Below are 17,930 nucleotides of genomic sequence, written 5' to 3'. Positions count from 1 at the left end.
CCGGTCGTGCACGGGCGGTGCCTAGCATCGGTCCATGGCCCGATTGAAGATCGCGACGTTCAACATCAATGGCGTGCGTGCGCGTCACGCCGCGCTGCTCGAATGGCTCAAGCGCGAGCAGCCCGACATCGCCTGCCTGCAGGAATTGAAGGCGCCTGACGAAGCGTTCCCGCAGCTTGATATTGAAGATCTCGGATACGGCGCGATCTGGCACGGGCAGAAGTCGTGGAACGGCGTCGCGATCCTTGCGCGCGGCGCGCAGCCGGTGGAGCGGCAGCGCGGCTTGCCCGACGATCCGGACAGCACGCAGAGCCGCTATCTCGAAGCCGACGTGCACGGCCTGCGCGTCGCCTGCCTTTACCTGCCGAACGGCAATCCGTGGCCGGGCCCGAAGTTCGAATACAAGCTCAAGTGGTTCGCGGAGTTGCAGCGTCGGACCGCGGCGTTACTGCGTAGTGGCACGCCAACCGTCGTCTGCGGCGACTTCAACGTGGTGCCGACGGACGAGCTCGACATCTACAACGCGAAGTCCTGGAGGACCGATGCACTGCTGCAGCCGGAAAGCCGCGTAAGGTGGTTCGAACTCCTGGAACAGGGTTGGACCGATTCGATCCGCGCCGTGCATGGCGACGAAAAGATCTACACGTTCTGGGATTACTTCCGGAAGCACTGGGAACGCGATGCCGGCCTGCGCATCGACCATCTGCTGCTGAGCCCCGACCTCGCGCCGATGCTGCAGGACGCAAACGTCGACCGCTGGGTGCGCGGGCGACCGGGCGCGAGCGATCATGCGCCGACGTGGGTGGTGTTGGATACGGCGGGTGGGTCGAAGAAGGCCGGGTCGACCAAATCCGCGCCTTCGCGCAGCGAAGCGGGCGACGAAAGCACAGCTTCCGCGAGCAAAGGCAAGCGTGTGACGAAGTCAGCAGCAAAGCAGGCAGGCCGGTCCGCAGCTGCTGGAAAGGTTGCGAAGACTGCGACCAAGAGCGTGGCGCGGAAGGCTGCTGGCAAACCACTGGCGCGCAAAGGTGCCGGCAGCGTCGAACGGCCGAAAGCCGCGGCAACGAAGACACCGAGTCGCGCGACTACTGCTTCGAAGGTCGCCGCGAAGAAGATAGCCACTAAGACGGTCGCCGCCAAGAAGGCGGCCACGAAGAAGACCGCGAAGGCCGCGTCGAAGAAGGCGTCGAAAGGCGCGACCAAGCGAGTGACCAAGCGCGCGAAGCCCGCGGCGCGTCGCTAGCCCGTCGACTCAGCCGCCCAAGCAGCGTTACGCGGCCTCCGGCGCAAACGTCGCTGTCGGCATCTCCCGGAAGTAGGCGTGATGCGCCATCGCAAGCATCGCGTCGTCTTCGATCGTGTCGCCGTACGCATGGATGCTGTCGAACTTCGAAAGATCGAACGCTTCGCGAACGCGGCGCACCTTCTCCTGTCGCACGCATTGTTCGCCGTCATAACGGCCGGTCAGACGGCCGTTGCGACGCTCCATCGTCGAGCACAGCACTGGGAGGTCGTGCGTCGCAGCCCAAGGTTTCAGCAGCGCGTCGAAATTTCCAGAGACCACAACGACGGTGTCGCCACGACGACGGTGGTGGTCAATGCGTGCCATTGCTTCGGGCCGCAGCAATGCAGGCACCGCGTCTCGAGCAAACGCCACGCCGGCGGCGTCGTAGGCAGCGGCGCTCATTCCCGCGAACCCGATGCGCGCGATGGCCGCGCGAGCGACGTTGCCCGAGACCAGCCCGCGTCGATACGCGAGGATGATCGGTGCGAGCGGCGGGTAGCCCAACGCGAGGCGCCAGCGCGGAACAACGGCGTGCATGAACGGTGGATACGTCTCCCGCGTGGTGATCGTGCCGTCGAAAACGAAGAGAGCCAGGTCCATTTGCAGTCCATACCGCCGCTTGGCGCGGCGCGTTCAGGATAGCGACGGTGGCGTCGCCGTGTCTGAGACCCCCGCGGCGCAGACTGCGCGCCCCACAGGAAGGACCCCACCATGTCGCCCGTCTCGGCCACACCCAATCGCCCGCCTGCACCGCGTCGTGCAGCGCCCATCGCCTCCGATGCCGACCGCCTGCGCAGCGGGCTTCCGCTCGAATCAGGCGAAGCACTTCCACCGCCGCCGCCGCGTCCGTTGCACTGACGCGAAACGCGTTGGGGCTCACGTTTCCAGCGGCCGTTGCGCAATGTTGCGCCGCGGCCGCTTGCTACCATCGGCCGGTTGCCAATCGCATCAACGAGGTTCCCTTGTCCAGATTGCTCGCCGCATCACTCCTTACTGTTTCCATCGGGCTCGCTTTGCAGCCCGCGATGGCCGCGAAGGGCCCCGACATCAGCGCGACGCGCCTGTCGTCGATCGTTCGTACGTTGTCCTCCGACGCATTCGAAGGCCGCGGCCCCGCGACGGCCGGTGAAACCAAGACGGTCGACTACATCGTGTCGCAGATGAAGGCCATGGGCCTTCAGCCCGGCGGCGAGATGAAGGCCGGCAAGCACACGTGGACGCAGCCCGTTCCGCTGCTGCGCGCGAACATCACCGGCACGCCCCAGCTGTCTCTCAATACGGGCGGCAAGTCGCAGGCACTGACGCAGGGCGAGCAGATCGCCGTGCGTGCCGCGCTCGATGGTTCGAAGTCGGTGTCGATCGACAACGCACAGCTCGTGTTCCTCGGCTACGGCGTGAAAGCGCCGGAGCGCAACTGGGACGACTTCAAGGGCATGGACCTGCACGGCAAGGTCGGCGTCGTGCTCATCAACGACCCGGACTTCGAAACGGGGCAGGGCGACTTCGGCGGCAAGGCGATGACCTACTACGGTCGTTGGACCTACAAGTACGAAGAAGCCGCGCGCCAGGGCCTCGCCGGCCTGCTGATCGTGCACGAGACGGATCCGGCGTCATACGGCTGGAACACCGTCAAGAACTCGAACACCAACACGATGTTCGACGTGGTGCGTGACGATCCGAAGGCATCGCATCCGTCGCTCGAGGCGTGGATCCAGCGCGACACCGCGGTCGATCTGTTCAAGCGTTCGGGCCTGGATTTCGATGCGCTCAAAAAGCAGGCGCAGTCGCGCGACTTCAAGCCGGTGGCTCTCAACGGTTCGTCGTTCACCGCGAAGTACGCCGTCGACAGCCAAGTGATCACGTCGCAGAACGTCGTCGGCCGCCTGCCGGGCAAGAAGCGCCCGGACGAGACCGTCATCTACAGCGCGCACTGGGATCACCTCGGCATCGGCCAGCCCGACGCGAAGGGCGATCGCATCTATAACGGCGCGGTCGACAACGCGACCGGCATCGCATCGCTGCTCGAACTCGGCCGCGCGTTCGCGAAGGCGCCGCGTACCGATCGTTCGGTCGTGTTCCTCGCCGTGACCGCGGAAGAGAAGGGCCTGCTCGGCTCGGAGTACTACGCGTCGAAGCCGCTGTATCCGCTGTCGAAGACGGTCGGCGTCATCAACATGGACGCGCTGGATCCGAACGGCCTGTCGAAGAACTTCACGACATCCGGCAGCGCGAAGGTCGACCTGCTCGATGAACTCACCGCAACGGCGAAGACGTGGGGCCTGAGCTACAGCGCCGACCCGCATCCGGAAGCCGGCCACTTCTTCCGCTCCGATCACTTCCCGTTCGCCAAGCGCGGCGTGCCGGCGATCTCGTACGGCTCGGGTAACGACTGGGTGCAGGGCGGCGTCGCAGCGGCTGAAGCCGACCAGGCGAAGTACACGGCCGAGCGTTATCACCAGCCGGCCGACCAGTGGGAAGCCAGCTGGACGTTCGCTGGCATGGCGCACGACCTGCAGATGCTCTACACGCTGGGTCACGATCTCGCCAATTCCGAGCGCTGGCCGAACTGGAGCCAGGATTCGGAGTTCCGCGCGGCACGTGATGCGACGGCGAACGATCGTCACTGATCGGTTCGAACGTTGCGTATGAGACGGGGCCTTCGGGCCCCGCTTTTTGTTTTGGCGCTGATCGGCGGAGCTCGGCGGTGCAGCGTACGGCCGCTCGAACGGAGCGTACGGGCACGCCCTGTAGCCGAACAACGCCGCTGTGATCGACAATCGCCTGCCAATCCTCCGCTCCGATACGGACCCCAACGATGCATGTCTTCAAGCTCTCGATGATTGCGGGCCCCACCTGCACTGCGGTGCCGAACGGTTCGGTCGTCAACGGCGCATGCCTGGTCGCAAACGATGACGCATCGCGCGCGCGAGATGCCGCTCTGCTCGCTCTCAACGCGCTGGGGTTCCAGTCGTGCACGTTCCTCGACGTCGTGCAGCTGCCGTCGTCGCCCGACCTGTCTCGATACAGTGGTCCGATGCGGGCTGCCTTCGATGAGGCGCAGCGCGATGGCGTGTCGGTGATGTTGTACCCGTCGGGCAGCGTCAGCTGATTCACGCACTGCGGTGCTGCGCATGCCGCGATTGATTGCGTGTCGTCTGCGACAATTGATGGGTGCAAGCATTGGTTGGATCTAAACGCTGCCTATGGAGTCGTCGATGCTTAAAAGAAGCATGAAGTCGCTGGCAACGGGGATGATGTGTCTTGCGGTGTTCAGCGCGTTTGCCGCCGATCCGATTCGGATCGATGGAAGCACGGACGAAAGAGCCAAGGCGAGTTTCAACCACATGGTCGACGCCGCAAGCCCTGAAAGGGCGCGCGAGTTGCAGGTCGCCGTGCTGTTGATCGTCATGGATGGCGTCGGCAGTGCACGAGAAATGTTGTCACGACCGGAATTGCGCAGCCCCTCGATTGCATTAATCAAGGATCGCGTAAATGGCATGACAGCCGATGAACTCATCGCACTGTCCAAGACGAGTACAACGAAGGCAGCGCCAAGTCGCCCATGAGGGCGAGCAATCCATCCAAGCCGACACCGCTCCGTCATTTCGCTTGGCTCAGCCATTCGTATGAAGTCGCACGGCTGCACAGGGATGCCAGCGAAGGGAAGTGTGGGTCAATAGAGTCGCCGCCCCAGAGGCGGCGACGCTCCTTACTGGTCGTGTTACGTACGGCCGGCCTGACCAGTCTGTCGGAACCAATACCCTTTGCCTGGTGCCTCGACACGCTAGCGCCGTTGACACATCGGGTACGCGTTCTTCGGAAGGATCGGCACGCCGCTCGCGCGTCGGGCACTGCCGCTGCGGACTCGCGCTGCGTCCATCCATGCTCATGCAGATCCTCGAGTTCCTCCTCGGCCTGGCGCTCGTCATCGCGACGTTCCGCGATCTTGTCGAAACTGTCGTCGTACCCGGCGGTGCGCATAACTCCTTACGCGTATCGCGACGGCTCGTGTCGATCACGCTGCCGCTGTGGACACGGGGAGCACGTCGGCAGATCGGTGTCAGCTTCGCGCCGGCGATCCTGATTGCATCGTTCGCCGTGTGGATCCTGCTGCTGATCGTCGGATTCGCGCTGATGGCGCACGGCGCGCGTTCGCAGTTCACGCCGCCGCTGGAGGGATTCGACGCGGCGTTGTTCATGGCGGGCAGCGCGTTGACGACGATCGGAACCGGCCCGTCGCATCCGCACGGTCTCGCCGCGGCTGTAGCAGTCGCCTGCGGTCTGACCGGCCTGGCCAGCATGACGATGGCCGTCACCTACGTGCTCGAGGTGCAGGCGACGGTGCACGAGCGCGACCGCGGCGTGTTGAAGATATCGACGTCCGCCGGCGAGCCGCCGTGCGCGCTGACGCTGCTGGAGCGCTATGCCGAACTCGGCTGCCGAGGCGAGCTGTCAGTCATCCTCCGCAACGCACGCGAATGGTGCGCCGCTGTGCTGCAGAGCCATGCCTCGCATCCCTGGTTGATCTACTTCCGCAGCCCCAGCGTCGCGACCGCATGGCCGACGTCACTCGGCGCGGTGATGGACCTCGGGCTCATCTTCGAGCGGCTGCTGGAAGAGCAGGAGCATTGCGGCCTGGGTGCGCTGGTGCGGCAGCAGGCCGAGTGCTTGTCCACGCAGCTCGTCGAACTCGTGCGTCTTGACCCGGAAGCCACCGATGCGTCGACAGACGACGTTCGAACATTGATGACGCGACTTGCAGCGGCGGGCTATCGGCTGCGATCGGGCATCGATGCTGCGGCGTTCGCACGCGAGCGTGCCGACTGCACATCGCGGATCGAAGCGTTGTGTCGGCACCTTGGTGCCGGTGGGGCACCGTTGGTGGCGGAACAGCCTTCGCGGCGTTGACCGACGTTTTGGCGCGTCGACGATGCTCGCTTCCGTCCAAGCCGTCGTGGTCGAGTACATCGCCCGATCAGAGCGTTGATCAACGTCGACGTGCGTACTAGCCGGACATCGTACCTGCATCGCCTTCCGCAAATACCTTGCGGGCGACGTCCACCGCCGTATTCGCCGTCGGCCATCCGGCGTAGAAGGCGAGATGCGTGATGAGTTCGATGAGTTCGTCGCGCGTCACGCCGTTCTGCTGCGCGAACTTGAGATGGAACGGCAGTTCGTTCATGCGGTAACCGGCGACTAGAGCGGCGACGGTGATGAGGCTGCGGTCGCGCTTGCTGAGTTCGGTGCGCTCCCAGACATCACCGAACAGCACGCTGCGCGTGTAGTGATCGAGCGGCGGTGCGATGTCGGCGTACGGCGTAGGTTTCGGATTGTTGGTGTCGGACATGGACGTTCCTCCGGTGGTGATGCGTTGCGCCGGTCGGCGAGGGCGCGCGGACAAGCTCAGACGCCGATGCGTTCGCCGGCGAGATATTCCTCGTCGGTGACCTTCTCCATCCATTCGACCGCCTTGCCATCCAGCGACTCCTGCACGGCGATGTGCGTCATCGCGGTCGTCGACGTCGCGCCATGCCAATGCCGATGTCCTGGCGGGCATACGATCACGTCGCCCGCGCGGATCACTTCGATCGGGCCGTCGTCGCATTGCGTCCAGCCGCAACCGGCGGTGACGATCAGGACCTGGCCGAGCGGATGCGTATGCCATGCGCTGCGTGCACCCGGCTCGAACGTCACCGATGCGCAGGACACGCGAGCGGGTTCGGACAGGGACACCATCTGGTCGAGGCGCACGCGCCCGGTGAACGTTTCGGCCGGCCCTTCTTTCGAAGGCTGCGCGCCGATGCGATGAATCTTCATGTGCGGCTCCTTGGTGCTTAGTGAGAGTGCGATCAATCGACCACGACGGGACGTCGCGATGAATTACCTGCGGCGGCGATCGTGGACGTGACGGCGGCAGTCGACGCGGCACGGCCCGCAAGTACCGCGAGCCCTGCGGCGATCAGCAGGATCGTGGCGCTCGCGCCGAACGTCGCCCGATAACCGATGGCGTCGAACAGAACGCCGCCCACGCCGGCGCCGAGCCCGATCGCAAACTGCACGACTGCCACCATCAGCCCGCCACCGGCTTCTGCATCGCGCGGAAGCGTGCGCGTGAGCCACGTCCACCAACCGACCGGCGCCGCGGTGCCGACAAGGCCCCACACCGCGAGCAGCAGCGCCGTCGCGATCATCGAACCGCCGACGATAGGCAGCGCGACCGCAATCGCCGCCATCGACAACGGAATCACCGTCAGCGTGCGGTAGATGCGCGTGTCGAGAAACCTACCAATCAACGTGGTGCCGACGAAGCCGGCGACCCCGATGACGAGCAGCAGCAGCGAGAGTGTCGACGCCTGCACACGCGTGACGGCTTCAAGGAACGGACGCAGGTAGGTGAACAGTGCGAACTGGCCCATGAAGAACAGGCTGACCGCGGCCATGCCCAGCACGACGGGCGGGCGCTTCAGCAGGCCGAAAACACTGGCCTGCCTGGCGTGTTGTTCCGGTTGCATGCGCGGAAGCGTCAGCAGCTTCCAGCACAGCGCGATGGCGGCGACCGGTACCACGCTGAAGAACGCCCATCGCCAACTGACGAGTGCCGCAACGTAGCTGCCGGCGGGCGCCGCGATGACCGTCGCCAATGCATTGCCGCCGTTGACGATGGCGAGTGCGCGCGGTACCTGCGCGTCGGGTACGAGACGCATCGCGGTGGCCGCCGACATCGACCAGAAGCCGCCGATCGCCACGCCGATCAGTGCGCGTCCGATCATGAAGATCGTGTAGCTCGGTGCGAACGCGGCGATCGACCCGGACGCGATCATCAGCAGCGTCAGGCCGGCCAGCAGCAGTTTGCGATCGAGCCTTCCGGCGGCCTTGGCGATGACCAGGCTTGTGACCAGTGCGAACGCGCCGGACACCGAAATCGCCTGACCGGCCTGTCCTTCGCTGACGTGCAGGTCGTGCGCGATGGGCGTCAACAGGCTGACCGGCATGAACTCGGACGCGACAAGCGCGAACGCTCCAAGGGCCAGCGCGAACACGCCGCCCCAGGCCGCACGCTCCGGGTGCGTGGTTACGGTGGATATGGAAGTTGCAGCCATGGCGGTCCTGCTTGGATGACTTTGTTGCGCAGCGGCTCGCCTCAACGAGAGCGAGCTACCGTCGCTCAACGGTTATTTGAGGTTCGCGCGGAAGAACGCCGTCAGCTGATCGAACGGGATCAGGTCGGTGCGGTCGTAGAGATCGACGTGCCCGGCGCCAGGAATGACGACGAGCTGCTTAGGCTCGCCCGCGAGCCGATAGGCTTCTTCGCTGAACTCGCGCGAGTGCGCTTCCGAGCCGGTGATGAAAAGCATCGGACGCGGCGAGATCGTGTCGATGTCGTTGAACGGATAGAAGTTCATGAACTTCACGTTGCTGGTCAGCGTCGGGTGCGTCGTCAGCAACGGTGACGAGCCCGGCGGCGTGTATTCGCCGCGCGGCGTGCGATAGAAGTCGTAGAACTCGCGCTGGACGGGATCGGTGTTCGCGTCGAGCTCGTGCACGCTGCCGCTGGTGTACTTCGCCTCGCCGCCACTGAATTCGACGTAGCGTTGCTCGGCCGCCGCAGCGATCGACTGCTTGCGCTGTTCGAGCGTCTGCGAATGTCGCAGGCCGTTGCGATTGGCTGCGCCCATGTCGTACATGCTGACCGTCGCGATCGCTTTCATGCGCGGGTCGATCTTCGCAGCGCTTATGACGAAGCTGCCGCTGCCGCAGACACCGATCACGCCGATGCGCTCGCGATCCACGAACGCCTGCGTTCCGAGGAAATCGACGGCAGCGCTGAAATCTTCGGCGTAGACGTCGGGCGACACGGCATTGCGCGGTTCGCCTTCGCTCTCGCCCCAGAACGACAGGTCAAGCGACAGGGTCACGAAGCCCTGTTCCGCCATCTTCGTCGCGTAGAGGTTCGCGCTTTGTTCCTTCACCGCGCCCATCGGATGGCCGACGATGATCGCCGCGCTCCTGCGGCTGCGGTCCAGGTTCTTCGGCGTGAACAGATTGGCCGATACCGTCATGCGGTACTGGTTCTTGAACGTGATCTTCTGCACGACCACCTGGTCGCTCGTATAGAAGTTGTTGGCTCCGTGCGACATGTCGGCTCCGATAGCGATGGGCGAGCTGAGCAGCAGTGCGGCTGCGAGCATCAGTGGGCGCAGCAAGCGGCTTGGTGCCATGCGGCGTGCGGCCGAACTAACTTCGCGGCCTGGACGGTTGTCCGCGCGGTGCGGTCCGGGTGCGTGGGCGGCGTGCTCGCCGAAGGCATTCAAAGGCATGGGCGTCGTCCTCGGCGGTTGTTTCCGAACTGCGGGTCGTTGCGTCCAACGCAGCGGGGGATTGGCAGCCAGTCTGGCGCGCGTCCATCCTTTTGATTAGCCACTTGGTGCTTAAATGCCCTAGTAGCTCTGCTAATCAATTGATGTGGGAGGCTGGGCCATGGCACGACGCAACCTCGACGACCTGTTGGCCTTCATCACCGTCGCGCGCGAAGGCAGCTTTACGCGCGCCGCGAAGGTGCTCGGCGTAACGCAGTCGGCGCTGAGTCAGACCGTGCGCGCACTCGAGGATCGGCTCGACATCCGCCTGCTGACGCGCACCACGCGCAGCGTTTCGCCGACTGCGGCCGGCGAACGGCTGCTCAATGCCATCGCGCATCGCTTCGACGAGATCGAAGCCGAACTGGACGCGCTAACCGCGCTGCGCGACAAGCCTGCAGGGACGGTGCGCATCACCTGCGCGGACCACGTCTTGCGCGCGACGATCTGGCCGAAGCTCGCGCCGTTGCTCGTCGAATATCCCGACATCAACATCGAGTTCGACGTGAGTTACGGCCTGCGCGACATCGTCGCCGACCGCTTCGACGCCGGCGTGCGCCTGGGCGAAGCGGTGCAGAAGGACATGATCGCCGTGCCCATCGGACCGAAGGTGCGCATGGCGGCCGCGGCGTCACCCGAATACTTCGCGAAGCGCCCGCCGCCGAAGACGCCGGACGACCTCACGCACCATCGCTGCATCAACCAGCGCCAGGGCAGCGGTGGACTGTATGCATGGGAGTTCGAACGCCGCGGACGAGAACTCGAAGTGCGCGTCGAAGGCCAGCTCATCTTCAACACATCGCCGCACATCGTCGCGGCTGCGCTCGATGGTCTTGGCATCGCATATCTGCCCGAAGACGAGTTCGCGCCGCATATCGAGGAAGGGCGGCTCGTTCGCGTGCTCGAAGACTGGTGTCCGCCGTTTCCCGGCTTCCACCTGTATTACCCCAGCCGCCGTCACCCGTCGCCCGCGTTTTCGCTGGTGCTGGATGCGTTGCGGTATCGGCCGACTGGATGACGTGCGTGGCCGTCGGTGACTTTCCCGAAACGCTTCGACGCTGAGCGCAGCCTATGTCGACCGGGTTGGCGCCGCGAACAGCGACAACCCGTCGTATCAAGTGCGTGTGCTGAGCCCGTCTAGCCGACGCTACTTCGGCGTCATCGCGACATCGATGTGGTCGATGTGCCAGTGGCGTTGCGCCTCGGTCGAGCCGGGGACGTCGTTCACGCGGCGGAGTACGACTTCGCCGTTGCGCGGGCGGGAGTTGGCAGGTACGGACGTCGGCTGGAAGCGCACAGGAACCGTGACGTAACTCGAGCCGGCCGCGCCTTGCATGCCACCCGGGGCGTCGACTTCCACATGCGGCATGCCGAGGCTCGCGAGCTTCGCGCGGAATTCGGCGGCGTGGCCGGCATCGGTCCATAGCGCATCGGCGTCCTGCGTGCGCTTTTCATCGACGAGTGCGAAGTAGGTTTCGACCACAGTCGCCGCGGCTTGCGGACTTGCCGCGTCAGGCGGCGTGCTCGGTTCGGGGAGAGATGCCTTCGATGCGTCGGACGTGGCCGTCGACGTGGCCGCAGGCGGTGCCGGCGGCGTCGCGTCTGCAGCGGGCGTCGTGTCGTTAGTCGCTGAAGGAGACGTGCTCGCGCTCGTGTCGCTTGCGGGCGACGCATCCGTCGCAGTCGATGCGGAGCTTGCCGCGGGTTCGGTTGTCGACGTGGATGCCGGTGCAGCCGGATGGCACGCGGAGGCAGCCCATAGCGTCACGGCCAGTGCGAGCACGTTGCGTGCAGCGGGACAAACTTCAGTACGCGAGAGTTGCATGGTCATGGCGGGTCTCCGTGGCGTCCGGCGAAGGCTGCACCAGCCGGTGGCGGCGTCGGGTGATGGCGCGATTCGTTGGTGATGCTTTGCGGTGGTCCTGCGTTTTCGATGGGCGAATCCATATGCGTTCGCTGCATCCAAACATCTACCAACGCCCAAAAAAAACCGCCCGGATTTCGCCGGGCGGTTTCGTTACATCTTGCAGACGGTTACTTCTTCGTCGGCGTCGCGCTGGCCGGCGTCGAAGCCGACGGCGCCTTGCTGTCATCGGTCGAGCTGTCGAGGCCGCGACGCTTCAGCAGCGGCTCGATCCACGGGTCGCGACCCGTGTAGTTGCGGAACAGCACCATCGCGTCTTCCGAACCGCCATGCGAGAGCAGGGTGTCGCGGAAGTGCTGGCCGTTCTTGCGGCTCAGGCCACCGTTCTGCTTGAACCACTCCACGCTGTCGGCATCGAGCACTTCCGACCAGATGTACGCGTAGTAGCCCGCCGCGTAGCCGCCCATGATGTGGCTGAAGTACGGCGTGCGGTAGCGCGGCGGCACGGCGTAGAAATCGACGCCGTCGTCGTGCAGTGCCTTGGCTTCGAAATCCATCACGCCGGATGCGGCGGGGATCTTGTCGGCCGGCAGCTGGTGCCAGTTCTGGTCGAGCATCGCGGCGCCGAGGTATTCGGTCGTGGTGAAGCCCTGGTTGAACTTGCTGCTCGCCAGCACCTTGTCGAGCAGTGCCTTCGGCATCGGCGCGCCGGTCTGGTAGTGCTTGGCGTAGTTCGACAGGATCTCCGGCCAGTCGGCCCACATCTCGTTGACCTGCGACGGGTATTCGACGAAGTCGCGCGGAACGCTGGTGCCCGAGAAGTACGGGTACTTCACGTCCGAGAACATGCCGTGCAGCGCATGGCCGAACTCGTGGAACATCGTGGTCACTTCATCCCACGTGAGCAGCGTCGGCTGGCCGGCCGTCGGCTTCGGGATGTTGAGGTGGTTCGCGACGACAGGCAGGTAACCCGTCAGCGCCGACTGGTCGACGTACGAGTTCATCCACGCGCCGCCGTTCTTCGACGGACGCGCGTACATGTCCGAGATGAAGATCGCGAGCTGCTTGCCGTCTTTGTCGAACACGTCGAAGACGCGCACGTCGGGCTCGTATACGGGCAGGTCCTTGCGCTCCTTGAACGTCAGGCCGTAGAGCTGGTTGGCCGCGTAGAAGACGCCGTTCTGCTGGACGTTGTTGAGCTCGAGGTAAGGCTTGAGCTGCGACTCGTCGAAGTTGTACTTCGCCTGGCGCACCTTCTCGGCGTAGTACGCCCAGTCCCACGGCTCGAGCTTGAACGTCGGCTGGCCCTTGGACTTCTGCTCGCGGTCGATCATGGCCTGCAGGTCGGCGGCTTCGCGCTTGGCGTTGGCCACGGCCGGCGGCGCGAGCTTGGACAGCATCGCGTTGACCGCTTCCGGCGTCTTCGCGGTCTGGTCTTCCAGCGCGTAGGCGGCGTAGGTCGGATAGCCGAGCAGGGCCGCCTTCTCGGCGCGCAGCTTGGCGACCTGCGAAACGATGCCGGTGTTGTCGAACTTGCCACCGCGGCTGCCGCGCGCGATCGACGCCTTGTAGATCTTCTCGCGCAGCGCGCGGTTGTCGAGGAAGGTCAGCGGCGGCTGGATCGTCGTGTTTACCAGCTCGATGACGTACTTGCCCGGCATCTTGTGATCGGTGGCGGCCTTGGACGCCGCACCAATCTGCTCGTCGGACAGGCCTGCGAGGTCGGCCTTGTTGTCGACGATGATCGCCATGTCGTTACGCTCGGCCAGCACGTTCTGGCTGAACTGCGTGCCGAGCTTCGCCATCTGGCCGTTGATCGACTTCAGGTGCGCCTTCTGCGCGTCGTTGAGCTTGGCGCCGGACCGCACGAAGTCCTGGTAGTACTTCTCGACAAGGCGTTTGCTCTCGGCGTCGAGGCCCAGCGAATCGCGCTGGTTGTACAGCGTCTCGATGCGCGCAAAGAGCTTCGGGTTGAGGTTGATCGCGTCCGAATGCGCGGCGAACTTCGGCGAGTAGGTGCTGTCGAGCTTGTCGCGCGCCGGGTTGGTGTCGGCGCCGACGAGGTTGTAGAAGACGGTGGTCGCGCGGCGCAGGGTCTGGCCGCTCTTTTCCATCGCGACGATGGTGTTGTCGAAGGTCGGCGCGGCCTTGTTGTTGGCGATCGCGTCGACTTCCTTCAGCTGCTCGGCCATGCCGCGATCGAAGGCGGGCGCGAAGTCCGTATCCTTGATCTTGTCGAACTGCGGGTAGTGCAGCGGCAGGGTGCTTACGGAGAAGAAGGGGTTCACGGCGGACTTCTGCGTCGACTTGGACGTGGCGGGCTTGGCGGTCGCAGCATGCGAAACGGCCGGGACGGTCGTCGCCGCGAGGGCCATTGCCAGCGCGAGGGCGAGAGGATGCTTCATGGGGGAGCCTCGACGGGTGAATGCCCCAGCGTACCCGACCGCCGCTTCACGGGCGTATGACGAAAGGCATATCGCCTGAACCCGTCGGTTTCACGCACACCCGACCCGCGTTCCCGCAGCGTTCCCGCTTTCCACGAACCGAGGAGGATCCATGGACATCCGCAGCGTCATGACGCCCGATCCCGCCACCTGCCAGGCCGAAGCGCCGGTGCGCGACGTCGCCCGCCTGATGCTCGAGAACGACATCGGCCTGGTGCCGGTGATCGATGCCTCGGGCCGCGCCGTCGGCACGGTCACCGACCGCGATATCGCGCTCCGTGTCGTCGCGGAAGGCCGCGACCCGCAGCAGTGCACCGCGCAGGACTGCATGACCAGCCCGGTCACCAGCGTCACCATCGACAGCAGCCTGACCGACGCGATGGAGCTGATGGAGTCGCGCCAGATCCGCCGCCTGCTGGTGGTCGATGGCGACGGCCGCCTCTGCGGCGTGATCGCGCAGGCCGACATCGCGCTCAGCGGCCGCGATCGCAAGACCGCCGAGCTGCTGCGCGGGGTTTCCGAACCTAAGCACTGATCGACGCGCGCATCGCTTCGAGACATGCCGCCTCCGGGCGGCATGTTTTTTTGCGGCGCGTCATGACCATCGGTGGGCGTATGCGAGCGGCGGTCGCGCTAGGCTCGGCGGGCGCCACTGCCGGCGCGACCCGAGGTTCCTCCGATGAAGCCGCTGGCCCGAAGCCTTCTGATCGCGATGTGCATGCTGCCCGCCGTCCCCGCATGGAGCGCCACGACGCAGCGCTGGGTGGTGCTCGTCGACAACGGGAAGAAGGCCGGCGAACAGGTGGTCACCACCGGCGACGACGGCGTGGTGCGTACGTCGTTCGTGTTCAAGGACAACGGCCGCGGGCCGGAGATGCAGGAGGAATACCAGCTCGCGCCCGACGGCACGTTCAGCCGTTTCCACGTGACCGGCACCTCGACCTTCGGCGCGAAGCTCGACGAGACCTACAGCCGCACCGGCGATCGCGCGCAGTGGAAGACGACCGCCGACCACGGCGATCGCAGCGTTACGGGCACCGCCGAATACGCGCCGCTCGCGGGCACGCCGCAGTCCGCCGCCGCGACCGTCGCAGCGCTCGCCAAGCGCACGGACGGCAAGTTGCCGCTGGTGCCGGGCGGCACGCTGACGATGCGCGAGCTCGCGCGCGAACAGGTGTCGAACGGGAAAGAGACGAAGACCGTTCGCCTGCTCGCGCTCACCGGCCAAGGCCTGACGCCGAACTTCGGCTGGTTCACCGACGACGCAACGCCACAGATGTTCGGCTTCATCGCACCGGGCTTCATGCAGATGGTGCCGGTGGGTTGGGAGAGCGTCGGCAAGCAACTCGAGGAACGCCAGAAGAAGGCCGAAGGCGAACTGCTGGTCGCGATGCAGAAGCAACTCGCGCAACCGCTGCCGGGCAGCACGCTGATCCGCAACGTGCGCGTGTTCGACAGCGTGCACGCCAAGCTCGGCGCCGCGAGCGACGTGCTGATCAGCGACGGCAAGATTGTCTCCGTGAAGCCGACTGGCAAAGCCGCGAAGGCCGACCGCACGATCGACGGCGGCGGACGCGTGATGATCCCCGGCCTGTGGGACATGCATGCGCACGTCGGCCGTTGGGACGGCGGGCTGAACATCGCGTCGGGCGTCACCAGCGTGCGCGACATGGGCAACGACAACGACACGCTGCAGCAGATCATCGCCGAGGAAAAAGCCGGCACGCTGCTGATGCCGCATATCACGCCGGCCGGTTTCATCGAAGGCGAAAGCCCGATGTCCGCGCGCAACGGCTTCGTGATCAAGAACCTCGACGAAGCGAAGAAGGCGGTCGACTGGTACCACGCGCACGACTACCCGCAGATCAAGATCTACAACTCGTTTCCGAAGGCGATCCTGAAGGACACCGTCGCGTATGCGCACAGCAAGGGCATGCGCGTGAGCGGACACGTGCCGGCGTTCCTGCGCGCGCAGGACGTCATCGACGACGGCTTCGACGAGATCCAGCACATCAACCAGTTGATGCTGAACTTCCTCGTCGACGATAAGACCGATACGCGCACGCTGGAGCGCTTCTACCTGCCGGCGCGCAAGGTCGCCGACCTCGACTTCGACAGCAAGCCGGTGCAGGACTTCATCCACGAGATGGCGGCGAAGAAGATCGCGAGCGACCCGACGCTGGCAACGTTCGAGTTCGTGCATCAGCGCGACGGCACGATGTCGCCGATCGTCGCCTCGGTTGCGGATCACCTGCCGCCGGACGTCACGCGCGGGCGCATGGCCGCGGAGATGGATATTCCTGACGACGCGACGTACCAGCAGTTCGACAAGTCGTACAAGAAGATGGTCGAGTTCGTGGGCCGCATGTACAAGGCGGGCGTGCCGATCCTCGCGGGCACGGACGAGATGCCGGGCTTCACGCTGCAGCGTGAACTCGAGCTCTACGTGCAGGCCGGGCTGACGCCCGCGCAGGTGCTGCAGGTGGCGACACTCAATGGTGCGACCGTCGCGCGCGCGACCGATCGCGGCGTGATCGCACCGGGCAAGGCATCCGACCTCGTGCTGCTCGACGGCGACCCGCTCAACAACATCTCCGATGTTCGCAAGGTCGCGCTGGTGATCAAGGGTGCGACGGCGTATTCGCCGGCCGACATCGACCAGGCGCTCGGCATCGCGCCGTTCACCACGCCGGTGCGCGTCGCGACGTCGAAGTAGAACGATGGGCGCCCGGTCGATGCCGGGCGCCCGTTTCCTTCGTCGGACTCAGGCGACGTCGTTCGCCGGTTCGATCGAGCGCAGCGCCCGCGACGTCTCGACCGCGCGCGGACGCAGCTTCATCCCGAACAGCGGTCGCAGCAGCGGCACGCGGCGCACGATCGCGAAGCCCATCCAGCACCCGGCGACGGTGCCGACCAGCACGGCCGGTGCTTCGATCCACGCCGACAGGTGCAGCGGCACCAGCCAGTACGCGATCAGCACGATGAAGCTCTGGTGCAGCACGTACCAGGGGAAGACGGCTTCGTTCGCCCAGCCCAGCCACGGGAACGGGCGATCGAGGAACGCCTTCGACCAGCCCAGCACCGCGGCGATCGCGAGCCAGATGTAGACGCTGCGCAGCGTCCAGATCAGTGCCTGCGCGCCGGCCATCGTGTCGGGCAGCGTCTTGCCGAGCCACAGGTAGGGAACGAACAGCAGCAGGGCGCAGGTCAGCGAGCGCCGACGCAGGCGGGCGAGCTCGTCCCACGCGCCATCGGCGCGGGCGAGCCAGAAGCCGTAGAGGAACATCGTGAAGTAGAGGACGTCGCGGTAGCCGTCGTGCACCAGGTCGCCGGTATCCTCGAAATGACCCTGCAGCGCGATGGTCTCGATCGCGATCGGAATCGCAGGGATCAGCAGCAGTGCCCAGCCGCGAAGCCCGGTGACGGCGTCACGCAGGCGCAGCCCGGCGCGCGAGTCCAGCAGCGGTCGCACCAGCACCAGCGCGACGGTGAACGCCCACAGGTAGGCGAGGTACCAGAGGTGGTTCCAGGTGATGCCGTTGGTGTCGCCGTCGAACGCGCCCTCCGGCCACGGCTTGAACTCGTAGTAGCGCAGCAGGAAGTCGACGAAGCCCGGCTTCACGAAGCCGGTCTGGATGCCCTGCACGTACGGCTGCACCGGCACGATCACCAGCATGCCGAACACCAGCGGCAGCAGCAGGCGCCAGGTGCGCTGGCCGAGGAACGACAGGCTGCCGCTGCGTCCCAGCAGGAAGGCCGACGACACGCCGGAGATCACGAAGATCAGCGACATGCGCCAGCGGTTGACCAGCAGCATCGGCAGCTGCAGCCATTCGCTGGTGTGGGTGCTCTTGATGTGCCAGCCCCAGTCACCGACATAGAGCATCCCCCAGTGGTAGAGGATGAGCAGGGCGAAGGCGAGGGCGCGCAGGGCATCGATGTGGTGGCGTCGCGTCATGTCGGCGGTCCGGTTGGAGTGG

17 protein-coding genes are annotated in these 17,930 nt (G+C 65.4%); 9 read left to right on the top strand and 8 right to left on the bottom strand.

Annotation, left to right across the window (positions count from 1 at the left end):
• Positions 1-34 precede the first annotated feature (34 nt).
• The gene (xth, locus tag ACVWZN_RS06020) at positions 35-1,243 is read left to right on the top strand and encodes an exodeoxyribonuclease III (RefSeq protein WP_456953027.1); all 1,209 of its coding nucleotides are present in this window, start codon (positions 35-37) and stop codon (positions 1,241-1,243) included.
• A 27-nt stretch (positions 1,244-1,270) separates the two neighbouring features.
• Here the strand turns inward: xth and ACVWZN_RS06015 are convergent, their stop codons facing one another.
• Complete coding sequence (locus ACVWZN_RS06015; protein ID WP_456953026.1) at positions 1,271-1,885, bottom strand: HAD-IB family hydrolase; 615 nt, start codon at positions 1,883-1,885, stop codon at positions 1,271-1,273.
• Positions 1,886-1,996: 111 nt separating this feature from the next.
• Between ACVWZN_RS06015 and ACVWZN_RS06010 the strand changes: the two genes are divergently transcribed.
• From ACVWZN_RS06010 to ACVWZN_RS05990, 5 genes are all read left to right on the top strand, one after another.
• On the top strand, positions 1,997-2,143 hold the full coding sequence (locus tag ACVWZN_RS06010) for a hypothetical protein (RefSeq protein WP_155914371.1): 147 nt from the start codon (positions 1,997-1,999) through the stop codon (positions 2,141-2,143).
• Between the two features lie 167 nt (positions 2,144-2,310).
• A complete protein-coding gene (locus ACVWZN_RS06005; RefSeq protein ID WP_456953025.1) occupies positions 2,311-3,912 on the top strand; it encodes a M28 family metallopeptidase in 1,602 nt (533 codons plus the stop codon).
• Positions 3,913-4,100: 188 nt separating this feature from the next.
• Positions 4,101-4,394 (top strand): hypothetical protein, encoded by a 294-nt coding sequence (locus ACVWZN_RS06000; RefSeq protein ID WP_027083555.1) that lies wholly within the window; start codon positions 4,101-4,103, stop codon positions 4,392-4,394.
• 121 nt (positions 4,395-4,515) lie between these two features.
• Positions 4,516-4,851, top strand: a complete 336-nt coding sequence (locus ACVWZN_RS05995) for a hypothetical protein (RefSeq protein WP_456953024.1) — start codon at positions 4,516-4,518, stop codon at positions 4,849-4,851.
• Positions 4,852-5,167: 316 nt separating this feature from the next.
• Complete coding sequence (locus tag ACVWZN_RS05990; protein WP_456953023.1) at positions 5,168-6,193, top strand: ion channel; 1,026 nt, start codon at positions 5,168-5,170, stop codon at positions 6,191-6,193.
• A 97-nt stretch (positions 6,194-6,290) separates the two neighbouring features.
• Here ACVWZN_RS05990 and ACVWZN_RS05985 read toward each other — a convergent pair whose 3' ends face one another.
• From ACVWZN_RS05985 to ACVWZN_RS05970, 4 genes are all read right to left on the bottom strand, one after another.
• On the bottom strand, positions 6,291-6,632 hold the full coding sequence (locus tag ACVWZN_RS05985; RefSeq protein ID WP_456953022.1) for a carboxymuconolactone decarboxylase family protein: 342 nt from the start codon (positions 6,630-6,632) through the stop codon (positions 6,291-6,293).
• A gap of 56 nt (positions 6,633-6,688) precedes the next feature.
• Positions 6,689-7,102, bottom strand: a complete 414-nt coding sequence (locus tag ACVWZN_RS05980) for a (R)-mandelonitrile lyase (RefSeq protein ID WP_456953021.1) — start codon at positions 7,100-7,102, stop codon at positions 6,689-6,691.
• A 32-nt stretch (positions 7,103-7,134) separates the two neighbouring features.
• Complete coding sequence (locus ACVWZN_RS05975; RefSeq protein ID WP_456953020.1) at positions 7,135-8,385, bottom strand: MFS transporter; 1,251 nt, start codon at positions 8,383-8,385, stop codon at positions 7,135-7,137.
• Between the two features lie 72 nt (positions 8,386-8,457).
• A complete protein-coding gene (locus ACVWZN_RS05970) occupies positions 8,458-9,423 on the bottom strand; it encodes an alpha/beta hydrolase (protein ID WP_456953019.1) in 966 nt (321 codons plus the stop codon).
• A 340-nt stretch (positions 9,424-9,763) separates the two neighbouring features.
• Between ACVWZN_RS05970 and ACVWZN_RS05965 the strand changes: the two genes are divergently transcribed.
• Positions 9,764-10,660 (top strand): LysR family transcriptional regulator, encoded by an 897-nt coding sequence (locus ACVWZN_RS05965; protein WP_456953018.1) that lies wholly within the window; start codon positions 9,764-9,766, stop codon positions 10,658-10,660.
• 129 nt (positions 10,661-10,789) lie between these two features.
• Here the strand turns inward: ACVWZN_RS05965 and ACVWZN_RS05960 are convergent, their stop codons facing one another.
• Positions 10,790-11,473 carry a hypothetical protein gene (locus ACVWZN_RS05960; RefSeq protein ID WP_456953017.1) on the bottom strand — a complete coding sequence of 228 codons (684 nt, stop codon included), beginning with the start codon at positions 11,471-11,473 and terminating at the stop codon, positions 10,790-10,792.
• Between the two features lie 203 nt (positions 11,474-11,676).
• Positions 11,677-13,881, bottom strand: a complete 2,205-nt coding sequence (locus ACVWZN_RS05955) for a M3 family metallopeptidase (protein WP_456954724.1) — start codon at positions 13,879-13,881, stop codon at positions 11,677-11,679.
• A 181-nt stretch (positions 13,882-14,062) separates the two neighbouring features.
• Here ACVWZN_RS05955 and ACVWZN_RS05950 point away from each other — a divergent pair, with 181 nt between their 5' ends.
• Complete coding sequence (locus tag ACVWZN_RS05950) at positions 14,063-14,485, top strand: CBS domain-containing protein (RefSeq protein ID WP_027083562.1); 423 nt, start codon at positions 14,063-14,065, stop codon at positions 14,483-14,485.
• A gap of 144 nt (positions 14,486-14,629) precedes the next feature.
• Positions 14,630-16,666: an amidohydrolase family protein gene (locus ACVWZN_RS05945; protein WP_456953016.1), complete on the top strand. Its 2,037-nt coding sequence runs from the start codon at positions 14,630-14,632 to the stop codon at positions 16,664-16,666.
• Between the two features lie 48 nt (positions 16,667-16,714).
• On the opposite strand, the gene ACVWZN_RS05940 is transcribed toward ACVWZN_RS05945, so the two are convergent.
• Positions 16,715-17,908 carry an acyltransferase family protein gene (locus tag ACVWZN_RS05940; RefSeq protein ID WP_456953015.1) on the bottom strand — a complete coding sequence of 398 codons (1,194 nt, stop codon included), beginning with the start codon at positions 17,906-17,908 and terminating at the stop codon, positions 16,715-16,717.
• Positions 17,909-17,930 lie beyond the last annotated feature (22 nt).

This window comes from Lysobacter sp. HA35 (assembly GCF_054061195.1).
The sequence above is the reverse complement of the archived record's forward strand: the minus strand, read 5'-3'. Positions and strand labels throughout refer to the sequence as shown.